The organism is Methylocystis iwaonis, assembly GCF_027925385.1.
In the GTDB taxonomy this organism is placed as follows: domain Bacteria; phylum Pseudomonadota; class Alphaproteobacteria; order Rhizobiales; family Beijerinckiaceae; genus Methylocystis; species Methylocystis iwaonis.
In genome coordinates this window covers 2,179,595-2,192,580 of sequence record NZ_AP027142.1, presented here as the reverse complement: position 1 = coordinate 2,192,580, position 12,986 = coordinate 2,179,595, and the positions used below count along the sequence as shown (strand labels likewise).

Here is a 12,986-nt window from a genome sequence, read left to right as displayed (position 1 = left end):
GGCGCGCCCCAGGCGTCGCCTTGTTTTCGCCAGAGTTTTCGCGCCGTAACCGCACGTCGCGGACGATCTACTGCTGCTCTATGCACGCAGATTATCGTTAATGCTTCCTGAAATGCTGTGTCTCTATTTGCGTCTCATACCACTTCCGTTTCCCGGCGGGCTGAAAGCCCGAGAATCCAGAGCCACAAGAGCGCTAGTTCTGCCCAGCGCCCGTCATTGCGAGCGAAGCGAAGCAATCCAGGGCGGCGATGCGGCCCTGGATTGCTTCGTCGGCTTCGCCTCCTCGCAATGACGGCGGTGTCCCAACTGCGCGAGCGTCGGGATGGCGCCGAACAATCGAGCGGGTCTCGTCTCACTCAGAAGCGGGTGGTCAGCCCGGTCAACCATTCCGGAGACGCCGAGACGAGCGCGGCTTCGAGCGTCTTGTCCGCCCCGCTGAGGATGAGCAGGCCCAAAGCCAGGAAGAGCAGGCCCATCGCCTGTTTCAATCTCTTGCCAGCGGCGAGCAGCGGATCGCGCCAGCGCGCGAAGGCCTTTCTGGACAGGAAGCCCAGGACCAGAAGCGGCGCCGCCGCGCCGAGCCCGAAAACGCCCATGGTCGCCGCGACAGCGCCCAAATCCTCGCCGCGCGAGGCGAGCACGGAGGCGGCGCCGAGCGTCGGGCCAACGCAAGGGCTCCAGATGGCGCCAAGCAGAAGCCCCACGCCGAATTGACCGAATAGCCCTCCCGACGCGCCAGCGCCGCCAAAGGCCGCATTGAGCCGGTCGCTGAACGGACCGCCAGCCGCCGCCACCCGCGCCTGAAGCGCCGGAAAGAGCAGGACGAGGCCGAACGCCATCATCAGCGCCGCGGCGCCGGCCCGGAAGGCGTCGCCATCGAGGCCGATGGAGAAGCCGATCGTCGCGACGAAGAGACCGATCGCCGCAAAGGAGAGGGCGACGCCGAGCGCAAGAAGCGCCGGCGCCGATTTATGCTCGGTCGCCGCCGCGCCGAGCACCAGCGGCAGAAGCGGCAGCACGCAAGGCGACAGCGCCGACAGCAGGCCAGCAAGGAAGGCGAGACCGAGGGCGCCGGCGCTCATGTCACAGGGCCTTGTCGAGCAACTCGCCGATCGCCTTGGGGCTCGTCTCGCCGACCGAGCGGCCGACCTCCTGAGCGCCCTTGAAGACGATGATGGTGCTTTGGCTCGTGGCCTTGAAGGCGCGCACCGCGTCTTTCTGCCCGTCGAAATCGACGCGGAAGGACTCTACGCCGGAAAATTTGGGGTCGGCTTCGAGCTTGTGCAGGATGGGCTCCTGGGCGCGGCAGGTCGGGCACCAGGGCGCGTAGATATGGACGACAATGCCTTTGCCGGCCTTCTGCGCCGCTGAAAAGGCGCTCGTCGTATAGGCCTGTTCGGCGCTGGCGGGTTGGACGAGAGCGGCGAGCGCCAGAAAAGCGAAGATAATGTTGCGTAACATGGTCATTCCTTGTGCGTTAGCGGGTGAATTCATTCTCGTCGGAGCCAATGAGATAATCCCGTACGAGGGCGCGGGCGCGGCGCAGCCTGCTCTTGGCCGTCGCCAGAGGTATATTTAATCGATCTACAATCTCAGATATAGTAAGTTCCTCGAAATCGCGCAGCAGCACGATCTCGAGATAATGCGCCGGCAAGGATTCCAAAGCGCAAGCAAGCTCGGCCCTCAGCTCGGCGGTCGGGGCGCTGGCGAACCAGGCCTCGAACTTCTCGTCTTCTATATTCTCGTGGGCGAGCATCTTGCGCGAGAGGCGCTGGCACTCGCGCCGCACCACGGTAAACAGCCAGCTCGCGAAAGACGCCGCGGCCCGCAAGGACGTGACGTGCCGGGCGACGACGAGGAGGGTTTCCTGCACGGCGTCGTCGATCTCGCTCGTGGCGCAGTGGCGAAGCGCATAGCGGCGGACGTCTGCGCGGCAGTCGACGAGAAGCTGGTCGAGCGCGAGCGCGTCGCCGCGCTTCACGCCCTGGATCAATTGGCTGCGCTCTACGGCCATTCGCTCACTGCTTCAATCGGCGGCCGGCGAGCGCGCAGGCCGGGCAAAAACCCATTATCCCGCTCATCGCCGCCATGACGCCCATCGCCCCGGCGCCAAAACCGATCGCCGTCTTTCCAAGATAGACGATGGCGATCGCAATGAGGACGAGGCCCATGACGACGCGTATTGCACGCTCCCAATTCGGCAGGTTTTTGACATAAAACATCGTCGATCTCCGTGTTCGCGAGGAAGGCCCTCACTGACAAAGAGGGGCTGGGCGGCCGAAAGGATGCGCATGAGGGAAAAAATTTTCGGCGTTTTGCTCGCCGGCGGCCTGTCGCGGCGGATGGGCGGCGGCGACAAGCCGCTCTTGGAAATCGGCGGACGGCCGATCATCGCTCATGCGATCGCCCGCCTTGCCCCACAATGCGACGGGCTCGTGATCAACGCCAATGGCGATCCGGCGCGGTTCGGCGCTTTCGGGCTGCCGGTCGTCGCCGATACGGTCGAGGGCTTCGCCGGGCCGCTGGCGGGGGTGCTGGCGGGAATGGATTACGCCGCCGCCCATTGGCCCGAGGCGACGGATATTGTCAGCGCGCCCGCCGATACGCCTTTCCTGCCTGATGATCTCGTTGCGCGGCTCCGCGCGGCGCGGGAGACGGCTGGCGCGCAGATCGCCGTGGCGGAGTCGGGCGACCGCGTCCATCACGCCGTGGCGCTTTGGCCGGTGGCGTTGCGCGAGGAGTTGCGGCGGGCGCTGGCGGAGGAGGGCGTGCGGAAGGTTTCCGCCTTCATCGCGCGCTACCCGAATGCGAACGTGGCTTGGCCGGACAAACCCTACGACCCGTTTTTCAATGTCAATCGCCCTGAGGAGGTGGAGACGGCTCGCGCAATTGCGCAAGGCTGCCCCTAACTCCTTTTTCAGCGACGCCGCGCGCTGTTTCTCTTTAGCAAATAGCCTATTAATGTGCTGGAGTTAATGCGGGCTTTCTCGGACGCGCGGCTTTCAGACATGAGCTTGTCGCGCCTTGCGTATTGTAAATAGACACAATCATCTTTCTGCATATGTTGCGTTTCTGCAACGGCGATGAGCACTTTTCCAACGCGGGAGCGAGGCGCTTGAATTCCTCCTTGAATCATACTTTCATACTAGGAAAGTACGATGATGGAGGGGCGCAATATAATGGCGAAGTGGCGTTTTGTATGCAGACTGCTTTCAAGCACCATTTTGGGCTCTGTTGTCGCCGGAGCGGCCGGAATAGCTCTCGGTCAGGACGCCCAAGTTACGGACGTCGTGGTCAGCGGCAGTGGAAAGGACAAGCCGGGCGAATTGTCGAAACGAAAAATGCAGGTCGAAAAGATTGCGCGGCCAATTGTCGTCGTCGATCCCAAGACCGCACAACGGGAGCAACTGTACAGGCTGGAGGACTTCGCCCAGAAGATCCCGAATTATAGGCCAGGCTCGGGCAATCCCAGAACGGCGCGCCCGGCTATTCGCGGCGTGAGCGCTGGCGCCGGCACAGGGGACGGGTCGGAGTTCGACACGGGCTTCATGCTCGACAATGTGTTCTTCAGACACGTTGGATTTCAATGGGCGGATTACATCGACATCGAATCGGCGGAAGTGGCGCTCGGCCCCCAGGGCACCGCCGGCGGCAAGAACACGACTGTTGGCAGCTTCGTCGTCCGCACCCAATTGCCGTCGTTCGAACGCAAGGCCACGCTCGAAACCCAGTTCGGCAGCTACTCTCACGTGATGCAACGTGTGAACGTCACGGGGCCGATCATCGACGACAAGCTCGCTTACCGCATCGCGGCCTATTACGACCATGGCGACGGGTGGTTCCGCGATCAGGTGTCCGGCGCCTCGCTCCTGAACAACAACCGTTGGGGCGCACGGGGGCAGTTGCTTTATATCGGCGATAATTTCACCAACAGGTTCATCTTCAATATTTCCCAATCACACGAATATAACAACAACAATGACGGGCCATATGCGGACACGTTTCAAGTGTTCTGGAACGGTACGCGGCCCACGCGGACCTATTCGCAAAATCTGAGGCTGCGCCTCGGATTGCCTTTGCTCACCATCGACCCGCGCAAGCCTTTCAACACAGACAATGGCACGCTCGACCAGCGCCTCCACATGGTGTCGAACGAGCTGAACTACAACATCGGCGAAAACGTCTTCACCTCGATAAGCGCCTACGGAAATTTCCGCCTCCTGCCGCGCAACGATATGGGCAACAATCTGACGGAGATCAGCAAAGGCGCCTCCGACACTTATGTCGACCAGTTCTCGCAGGAATTCCGGCTCACCTCGCCGCGCGACGAGCCGCTCGAGTGGCAAGCAGGCTTATTCGCCTTTTATGACTATGTCTGGAACCGGGCCAATACGATCTATGGCGGGGACGCCGCCAGATGGTACGGGACCGTCAGCAATGGCGTCGTCACGCCGACGCCTTACCTGCTGCGCGGGATGGCCAGCAATCGCGACGGCAAGGCGCGCGATCTGCAGTTCGCCGCTTACGGAAACGCCACCTATCACGTCGATGAACAGCTCGCCCTGACCTTCGGGCTTCGCGATAGCTGGGAGGTGAGATCGGGCTCGAACTTCAGTTGGATCACCGCTGTGCCGGGCAATGGCTCGGTCCTGGACCAGCAGGCGGCGATCGTCGCCGCGGGCGGGCAGCGCTTCTACGATACCGGCGGGCAGAAGGCCACGCTCAACGCGCTGACCGGCATCTTCAACCCGCAATATCAGTACAATGAAAATATCATGCTCTACGGGATTGTCGGCCGAGGCGAGAAGGCCGGCGCCGTCAACACCGGCGCGCAGGGCATCTTCGTCGGCGGGGTCTTCCAGAAATTCCAGCCGGTAATCACCAAGCCCGAGACCTCCTGGGATTACGAGCTCGGCGCGAAGTCGGTCTGGTTCGACGGCGGCCTCGTCGTCAACGCCAATCTCTATTGGAACGACATCTATAACTTCCAGACGAACTTCGTCGACACCTCCGTCGTCGACGCCAATGGCGTGCCGACACGGCAGACTTATCTCGGCGTCGCGCCTCACGCGCGCCTGCGCGGCCTCGAATTCGACGGACGCTGGAACGCGTTCGAAGGGTTCTGGTTCAACTTTTCGGGCGCGATCACCGAAGCGCGCTGGATCGACTTCGACGAAGCGCCGATCGACGCCTCCTGGATATGGAATGTTCCCAATAATCCGCCGCCGGGCTTTATACGGCCGCCCACGCAAGTCAGCCGAAGCAACTCGCGCTTCAACGCCGTGCCGGTCTATTCGTTCAATGCGGGCTTCAACTATGAGAGAAAGCTCGGGCTGCTGCTGGAAGGCTTCGGCGAATGGTGGAACCAGCCGGTGACGGGCTTCGTCTACGCGAATGTCGCCTGGCAGGACAAGACGCTCGTCACCGACCCCTACGCCTTCTACCGATATTGGCAGCCAGCCTACGCCATCACCAATCTCGGCTTTGGCCTTCACACGGATGACGAGCGCTACAATCTCAATTTCTGGGTGAAAAACCTGACCAATCAATTGCCCCTGGTGAACAATGGCACGGCGATTGATCCCGGCACAGCGACGGCGCCGTCGACGCTCAACTTTTACCGCTTCCCGCGAACGATAGGAGGAACGCTGCGTATATCCTTGTATTGATCTTCCTTTGAAACACCCCAACTTGGCGCCCTCGCATCGAGGGCGCCCTTTTTTGTGTCCCTAATTCGTTTCTGTTTGAACAGCTCACATTGGGGCGTTGTCATTCCCGGCGGGCTGAAAGCCCGACCGGGAATCCAGAGCCACAATGCGCTGGTTTGGCTCTGGATTCCCGATCGCTCGCGCGTCGGGAATGACACCGAGCCAAGCAGGCGGATCTCGTATTACACAAACCCCGGGTCGATCGCGACCTGCTTTTCCAGCCACTTCGGCGTCGGCAGGTTCAGCCCGCGCAGGAACGCGACGTTGAAGAGCTTCGAGGCGTAGCGCGCGCCGCCGTCGGCGAGGATGGTCACGATGGTGTGGCCGGGGCCGAGATCGCGGGCGAGGCGGATTGCGCCGGCGACATTGATCCCCGACGAGCCGCCGAGCAACAGACCTTCTTCCTCCGCCAGCGCAAACACGATGTCGAGCGCTTCGCTGTCGGGGATCTGATAGGCGACATCGACCGGCGCGCCTTCGAGATTGGCGGTGATGCGGCCCTGGCCGATGCCCTCGGTGATGGAGGAGCCCTCGGCCTTCAGCACGCCCGTCGTGTAATAGGAATAGAGCGCGGCGCCGAAGGGGTCGGCGAGGCCGATTTTAATCTTGGGATCACGCGCCTTCAGCGCCATGCCGATACCCGCAAGCGTGCCGCCCGTGCCGCAGGCGCAGACGAAGCCGTCGACCTTGCCGCCGAGCTCCTCGTAAATTTCGGGGCCCGTCGTCGCGATATGGGCCTCGCGATTGGCGACATTGTCGAACTGATTGGCCCAGACGGCGCCGGCGGGGTCTTCCTTGGCCAGCCGCTCGGCGAGGCGGCCGGACAGCTTCACGTAATTATTTGGATTGGCGTAGGGGACGGCCGGCACTTCGACGAGCTGCGCGCCCTGCAGGCGCAGCATGTCCTTCTTTTCCTGGCTCTGGGTTTCCGGGATCACGATGACAGTGCGGAAACCCATCGCGTTCGCCACCAAAGCGAGGCCGATGCCCGTATTGCCGGCCGTGCCTTCGACGATGACGCCGCCCGGCTTGAGCGCCCCCTTGGCGATGGCGTCCTGCACGATGGAGAGGGCGGCGCGGTCCTTCACCGAGCCGCCGGGGTTCATGAACTCCGCCTTGCCGAGGATGCGGCAACCCGTGGCTTTCGAGGCGGCGCGCAATTCGATGAGCGGCGTGCGGCCGATGGCCTCGATGACGCTGGGGGCGATAGTCATGAAATCTGATTCCTGTCGAACGAGTGACGCCTGTTCCTAACCGGAAGCGGCGCTTCGCTCAAAGGCAAAACTGGCGCCGTGGCGCGCCGTTTCGCCCGGCTGGAGGATGCGCATCGACGGCTTTTGGTAGAGATCGCCGTGGAAATCCTCCGGATCGCCATATCCCGTCCAGGGCTCGATGCAGAGGTAAGGGGCTGGCGGCAGCGTCCAGAAGCCGATATGGGGGCAGTCGTCGAGCCTCACTTTCAGCCGCGCCCCCGCGCCATTGTCGAAGGCGAGGCTGCGGCTCTTCAAATTCAGAAAGCAGAGGGCGTCACGGGCGAACATCTGCGGTTCGAGCGGCAGGCGGTTGCCTTCCAGCCGCGTGCGCCGGACCGGCTTCGAGAAGAGCCCACCGGGGCCGATGATCGGCACATTCGGGTCTTCGTCTTTCTCGAACACGATGGCGTGCTCGGCCGTCGATCCCGCGAGCGGCCAGCGGAAAGCCGGATGCAGGCCGCAGGCATAGGGCAGGGGCTTGGCGTCGGTATTGGTGACGATCAGATGATTGTCGAGCGCGCCCTTGCGCAGCGCGAACTCGACCTCGAAGCGAAAGGCGAAGGGGTAGAGCGCATGGGTTTCCGCGTCGTCGAGCAGCACGAGCCGCAGATAGTCGGCGCGCCGCTCGGCGATCTCGAAGCGCTTCTTCCAGGCGAAGCCGTGCAGGGCCAGCGGATAGGTCTTGCCCTCGACCGTGACTTTGCCGTCGCGCGTCCAGCCGACGACCGGAAAGAGAATGGGCGCGGTCTGGTCCCAGATTTTGGGGTCCTTGGCCCAGATCATGTCGATCCCTTCCGCCCGCCAGGCGGAGAGCTCGGCCCCGAAGGGCAGGATTTCGGCCGTATCGCCGTCGGCTTCGAGAAGAATCGCGTCGCTCATGGTCCTCGACCTTTACACGATTTGCGCCGCCACGGCGGGGCCGGGCGGCGCGCGCATTTCTCAAAGAACGATCGAGGCGCGCGACGGTTTCGCGCGCCGCGGATCGACTAGAACTCTACCCACTCCTCCTCGGCCGTAGCCTTCAGCGCCAAATTGCCGCTGCTGCGCGGCGCGCTCGCGACGGCGCGGACTTGCGGCTTGGCGGGCGCCTGAGGCGCACGCGCGCCATTGATGTTGAACTGGGAGGTCAGCGATTTCAGATTGCCGCTGAAACGCGCCAAGTTCTGGCTGGTCGCATTGACCTCCTCGGCCATGGCCGCGTTCTGCTGGGTCACGCGGTCGATGTCGTGCACGGCGGTGTTGATCTCGCGCAGCACATTCGACTGTCCTTCCGCGCCGACGGCGATCTCGTCGACGATGACGAGGATCTTTTTCACCTGATCGACGATCTGGCGCAGGGATTCGCCGGAGTTGTTGGCCAAAGTATTGCCGGTCGAGACCTTGGCGTTTGACTCCATGATCAGCTCTTTGATCTGCTTGGCGGCCTGCGTCGCGCGCTGAGCCAAGCTGCGCACTTCCGTCGCCACGACGGCGAAACCACGTCCGGCCTCGCCGGCGCGGGCGGCCTCGACGCCCGCATTCAACGCCAGCAGATTGGTCTGGAAGGCAATCTCGTCGATGATGCCGATGATCTGGCTGATCTTTTCAGACGAGTGGCTGATGTCGTCCATCGCGGTGATGACTTGGCGAACGATCTTCTCGCCATTTTCGGCGACGGCGCGGGCGCTCTGGACCACTTCGCGCGCATTGCCGGCGCCGTCGGCCGTTTCCCTGACCGCCTGGGTGAACTGGTCGACGCTGGCGGCCGTCTCCGCAAGCGTTGCCGCCTGGGTTTCGTTGCGGCGGGAGAGGTCGTTGATCGCGCTGAGGATTTCCTGGGCGCTGGCGTCCATCGTGTCGGCGGTCTCGATTACGCCGACCATCGTGGCGTTGAGACGCTCGACGGCGAGGTTGAAGGTGCGCCGAAGCTCCTCATAGTCCTTGATAAACTCCTTCTCCAATCTGAACCGGAGGTCGCCCTCGGAGAGTTTCGTCATTCCGGCCGCATATTCTTTGAAGAAGAAGTCGCGGTTCTCGATATACCACTTCGCGCCGTTCTCACGGTCCTTGGCCTGCTCGGCGGCTTTGGCCTTTTGGGTCTGCGCTTCCGCTTCCGCGGTCCGCATCCCGTCGACCACGGATTTGAAATAGGCGACCGACGCGCTCATTTGGCCGATCTCGTCCTGCCGCTCCGCATAGGGCGGGGCTTCCGCCGTCTCGCCCTTTTCCATGGCCGCCATATAGGCGGTCAGGCGTGCCACGGGCTCGGCGAGCCGCTTGCCGGCAAAGAGGCAGAGCGCGGCGACGGCGCCGATGTTCACCGCGGCCAGCGAAAGGCCGGCGCCCAGCAACCAGTAGCTGCTGACAGCCGCGCTTTCGGCGCCGAATTTCAGCAAGAGATAGAAGCCGACGGCTGTCGCGACCGAAATCACGGAAGCGACAATTGATCCGGCCCACAATATCGTACGAGTGATCGACGATTTCATTTTTTGGCTCGCAAAGGGACGTTTGCGTCGGCGGAACGGCCGCAAACAAGCGCAGGGAAGCGCGACGACGTTATGGGACGATCGGCGCGCGGGGCTTTTTCGGCCCGGATGTCATTCAGGGCTATTGCGAGGCGGCGTCATGCCTTTGGAGGTCGGTCATCGCCGCGTAAAAATGCGGCGGAGCTCCAACTCGGAATTGCGACAATTTGAAGCAGGAAGATTGAGAAAACCCTAAGGCGGCATCTGGCAAAAGCGCAACAAAAGCTTGGCTTTTTGGCCAAAAGCTGCAAAAGCGCCGCCATGAGGTTAGACTGGCCTTGGCCTTTGCACAGGCAAGCGTCGAACTCATTTCAACAAGACGGCAATATGTCCCAAACACTTGCGCCCGCCTTCCTTGGCGTCGAGCGCTCGATTCTCGGCCGGCCGTGGCGGGCGCGGCTCGATCCCGCCGGCGAGGCGATGGCGCTGGCCCTGATGCAGGCCGAGGGTCTCGACAACCTCCTCGCGCGGATTCTCGCCGGCCGCGGCGTCGGCGTGTCGGAGGCGGCCCGCTATCTCGACCCGAGCTTGCGGGATCTGATGCCGGACCCCTCCACGCTGACCGAGATGGACGCCGCCGTCGAGCGCATGGCGCGCGCCATAGAGACCGGCGAGCAGATCGCCATTTTTGGCGATTACGACGTCGACGGCGCCTGTTCCTCGGCTTTGCTCATCGATTATTGGCGGGCCGCCGGGGCGCCGGAGCCTTTCCTCCACATCCCCGACCGCATCTTCGAGGGCTATGGCCCTAACGCCGAGGCCATCCGCGCGCTCGCCGAACGTGGCGCGACGCTGCTCGTCACCGTCGATTGCGGCACGGTCTCGCATGAGCCCTTCCAGGTGGGTCGCGCGCTTGGCCTCGACGTGATCGTCCTCGACCACCATCAGGCGCCGCCGGACTTGCCGCAAGCCATCGTCGTGAACCCCAACCGGCAGGACGATCTCTCCGGCCAAGGGGGGCTGTGCGCGGCGGGCGTGGTGTTTCTCGCGCTGGCCGGCCTCTCCCGGCTCCTGCGCGGGCGCGGCTGGTGGGGCGCGGCGCGCCCCGCGCCCGATCTTCTCGCGGCGCTCGATCTCGTTGCGCTGGCGACGGTAGCGGATGTCGCGCCGCTTTCGGGCTTGAACAGGGCTTTTGTCGCCAAGGGCCTTCAGGTCATGCGCAACCGCGCCCGCCCGGGTCTCGCGGCGCTGATGGACGCCGCTCGAATGGATGGTCCGCCGCGCGCCTATCACCTCGGCTTCGCGCTCGGTCCGAGGATCAACGCCGGCGGCCGCATCGGCGACGCCGGGCTCGGCGCGCGGCTTTTGACTCTCTCCGACACGATCGAGGCGGCGCATATTGCGCGCGAGCTCGACCGCTTGAACGCCGAGCGTCAGGGCATAGAAAAGCAGGCGCTGGAGGAGGCGATCGCCCAGGCCGAGGCGCAAATTTACAAGTCGAATCGACTGAGCTGTCTCGTCGTCGAGGGATCGGACTGGCACCCGGGCGTCGTGGGCCTTGTCGCCGCGCGCTTGAAGGAGCGCTTCAACATCCCCTCATTCGCCTTTGCTCTTAATGGCGAAACGGGATCAGGCTCAGGTAGAAGCTTAAATGGCGTCGACATCGGCAAGACGGTTCGCCGCGCCGTCGATCTCGGTCTCGCCGTCAAAGGCGGCGGCCACGCCATGGCGGCCGGGGTCACGCTTCTCAAAGACAAACTAGACGATTTCCGCGCCTTTTTAAATGACGCTCTCGCTGACGCCGTCGAGGCAGCGCGCGGCGCCGACGCTCTCGTCATCGACGGCGTCATCGCGGGGCGGGGCGTCAGCCTCGATCTCTTGCGCAGGGTGGAGCGCGCCGGCCCATTCGGGCAGGGCAATCCAGAGCCAGTTTTCGCCCTTGCCGAACAGCGGCTGGTCGACGCGGCGATCGTCGGGGAGAACCATGTCCGCGCCAGACTGCGCTCGGGAGACGGCGTCGCGGTCGACGCCATCGCTTTCCGGGTCGTCGGCTCGCCGCTGGGCGACGCGCTGTTGCGGGGGCGGGGGGAGCTTTTCCATGTCGCCGGCCGGCTGTCGCCCAATCAGTTCCGGGGCGTGGAACGGGTCGAAACCCGAATAATCGACGTCGCCAGAGCATAAGCGGGAGTCCGGCCGAGGTGTGGCTTCGCCGCCACAGGCTGTCTCAAAACAGACAGGGAGGGGCCTGCATGTGTGCATGGCCCCATTTTCGCCCCGATCCCGCCCCCAACTCGCCGCCGCTCAATCTTGTCGTTAACGGCAAGTTCAAATTTAAGGGAGAAACTCCCGACGATCGCAACGTATGACGAATCAACGTCATGCGCGCCATTTCGAGAAACGCCTGCGGGCGCTGTCGAAGGGGCGATCAGTCGGGAGACGCGGCTGCCGCCGTCGCTCCCGGGAAGGACCGTTCCAATGCGATCTGCCGCGTTTCGGGAGCATGGGCGTTTGTTGATGAAGTTCCAGCCGACAGTCGGCTCCCTGCGCAAATCGCTTTTCCTGCTCTCACTCGCGGCCCTGGCTGGCTGCTCCTCCACCAGCTCGCCGCGCTACGCCGGCGGCGTCGGTTCGAGCGGCGTCGATCCCCGTTATGGGGTGCGGCCGAGCCCGCGAGTCGTCGCGGATGGCGAGGAGGTTCCGAAAGGCGGCGGCAATTATATGGTCGGCAAGCCCTATAAGATCGCCGGCCAGACTTATTATCCGAGCGAAAGGCCCTTGGCCGCCGTCGGCACGGCCTCTTGGTACGGTTCGGACTTTCACGGCCGCCGCACGGCCAATGGCGAGGTCTTCGACCGCGAATCGATCTCGGCCGCCCATCCGACCATGCCGCTGCCGAGCTACGCCCGCGTCACCAATCTCAAGAATATGCGCTCGATCGTGGTGCGCGTGAACGATCGCGGTCCCTATCACGGCGGCCGCGTCATGGATGTTTCGCAACGCGTCGCCGAGGCGCTCGATTTCCGCTCGGTCGGCACGGCGCGGGTGAAGGTGGAATGGGTCGGCAAGGCCGATCTCGCCGGCGACGACGACGCTCGGCTCCTCGCCACGCTGCGCGACGACAGGCAGCCGGCCACCCTCGATGGCGGCGCTCCGATCATGGTCGCCTCGAAGCAGGAGCCGGTTCGTTCAGCGGCGCTCGTTCAACGCGAGCCGGAGCCAGTCCGCCCGGTCGTCAATGACGCCCCTGTCTCTCCTGCGACCGGGGAAAGTGCGGAGATGATGGCTTATGCCCCGGACGCCCGTCCGGAGCCGTTGCCCGAGACACAGACGGCGTCACGATACGAACAATCTGCGAGCGACGCCCAAGGCGCGTCGAATCTGACGGACGGCGGTTCAGTATCCTCCATTCATGGGGTCAAAACAGCGGCTCCGTCGGAGGACAGGATGAAAGCCTTCCAGGCCGCGCCCCTGCCGCCCGTGCGGCCGGCCTCCTTCAGCCGCGATCATGCCGCGGCTCCCGTGCCGCCGATGCGCCAGGCCCTGAACTGAGCCGCGTTGGCTAAGTACGCTGCTCGCGTTGC

At 63.7% G+C, this 12,986-nt stretch carries 11 protein-coding genes; 4 read left to right on the top strand and 7 right to left on the bottom strand.

The features are described 5' to 3' along the window. Positions 1 to 356: 356 nt before the first annotated feature. From QMG84_RS10585 to QMG84_RS10570, 4 genes are read right to left on the bottom strand one after another with little or no spacing between them, the layout of a single operon-like run. Positions 357 to 1,082, bottom strand: coding sequence for a cytochrome c biogenesis CcdA family protein (locus QMG84_RS10585; protein WP_281927774.1), 726 nt, complete (start codon positions 1,080 to 1,082; stop codon positions 357 to 359). 1 nt (position 1,083) lies between these two features. After that, the gene (locus QMG84_RS10580) at positions 1,084 to 1,461 is read right to left on the bottom strand and encodes a thioredoxin family protein (protein WP_434085944.1); all 378 of its coding nucleotides are present in this window, start codon (positions 1,459 to 1,461) and stop codon (positions 1,084 to 1,086) included. 16 nt (positions 1,462 to 1,477) lie between these two features. Then, on the bottom strand, positions 1,478 to 2,014 hold the full coding sequence (locus tag QMG84_RS10575) for an RNA polymerase sigma factor (protein ID WP_281927770.1): 537 nt from the start codon (positions 2,012 to 2,014) through the stop codon (positions 1,478 to 1,480). A 4-nt stretch (positions 2,015 to 2,018) separates the two neighbouring features. Then, on the bottom strand, positions 2,019 to 2,222 hold the full coding sequence (locus QMG84_RS10570; RefSeq protein ID WP_281927768.1) for a YgaP family membrane protein: 204 nt from the start codon (positions 2,220 to 2,222) through the stop codon (positions 2,019 to 2,021). Between the two features lie 69 nt (positions 2,223 to 2,291). Between QMG84_RS10570 and mobA the strand changes: the two genes are divergently transcribed. Together mobA and QMG84_RS10560 are read left to right on the top strand one after the other, a co-directional pair. Next, on the top strand, positions 2,292 to 2,909 hold the full coding sequence (gene mobA / locus QMG84_RS10565) for a molybdenum cofactor guanylyltransferase MobA (protein ID WP_281927766.1): 618 nt from the start codon (positions 2,292 to 2,294) through the stop codon (positions 2,907 to 2,909). Between the two features lie 417 nt (positions 2,910 to 3,326). After that, on the top strand, positions 3,327 to 5,669 hold the full coding sequence (locus QMG84_RS10560) for a TonB-dependent receptor (protein WP_281927765.1): 2,343 nt from the start codon (positions 3,327 to 3,329) through the stop codon (positions 5,667 to 5,669). A gap of 221 nt (positions 5,670 to 5,890) precedes the next feature. Here the strand turns inward: QMG84_RS10560 and QMG84_RS10555 are convergent, their stop codons facing one another. The 3 genes from QMG84_RS10555 to QMG84_RS10545 form a co-directional block, all read right to left on the bottom strand. Next, entirely contained in the window at positions 5,891 to 6,922 is a 1,032-nt protein-coding gene (locus QMG84_RS10555) for a cysteine synthase A (protein WP_281927763.1), read from the bottom strand. Positions 6,923 to 6,958: 36 nt separating this feature from the next. Continuing rightward, a complete protein-coding gene (locus QMG84_RS10550) occupies positions 6,959 to 7,840 on the bottom strand; it encodes an aldose 1-epimerase family protein (protein ID WP_281927761.1) in 882 nt (293 codons plus the stop codon). 107 nt (positions 7,841 to 7,947) lie between these two features. Next, positions 7,948 to 9,426, bottom strand: coding sequence for a methyl-accepting chemotaxis protein (locus QMG84_RS10545; protein WP_281927759.1), 1,479 nt, complete (start codon positions 9,424 to 9,426; stop codon positions 7,948 to 7,950). A 366-nt stretch (positions 9,427 to 9,792) separates the two neighbouring features. On the opposite strand from QMG84_RS10545, the gene recJ reads away from it, so the two are divergent. Next, positions 9,793 to 11,586 (top strand): single-stranded-DNA-specific exonuclease RecJ, encoded by a 1,794-nt coding sequence (recJ, locus tag QMG84_RS10540; RefSeq protein WP_281927757.1) that lies wholly within the window; start codon positions 9,793 to 9,795, stop codon positions 11,584 to 11,586. A 294-nt stretch (positions 11,587 to 11,880) separates the two neighbouring features. Next, positions 11,881 to 12,954 carry a septal ring lytic transglycosylase RlpA family protein gene (locus QMG84_RS10535; RefSeq protein WP_281927755.1) on the top strand — a complete coding sequence of 358 codons (1,074 nt, stop codon included), beginning with the start codon at positions 11,881 to 11,883 and terminating at the stop codon, positions 12,952 to 12,954. The last annotated feature ends 32 nt before the right edge of the window (positions 12,955 to 12,986 follow it).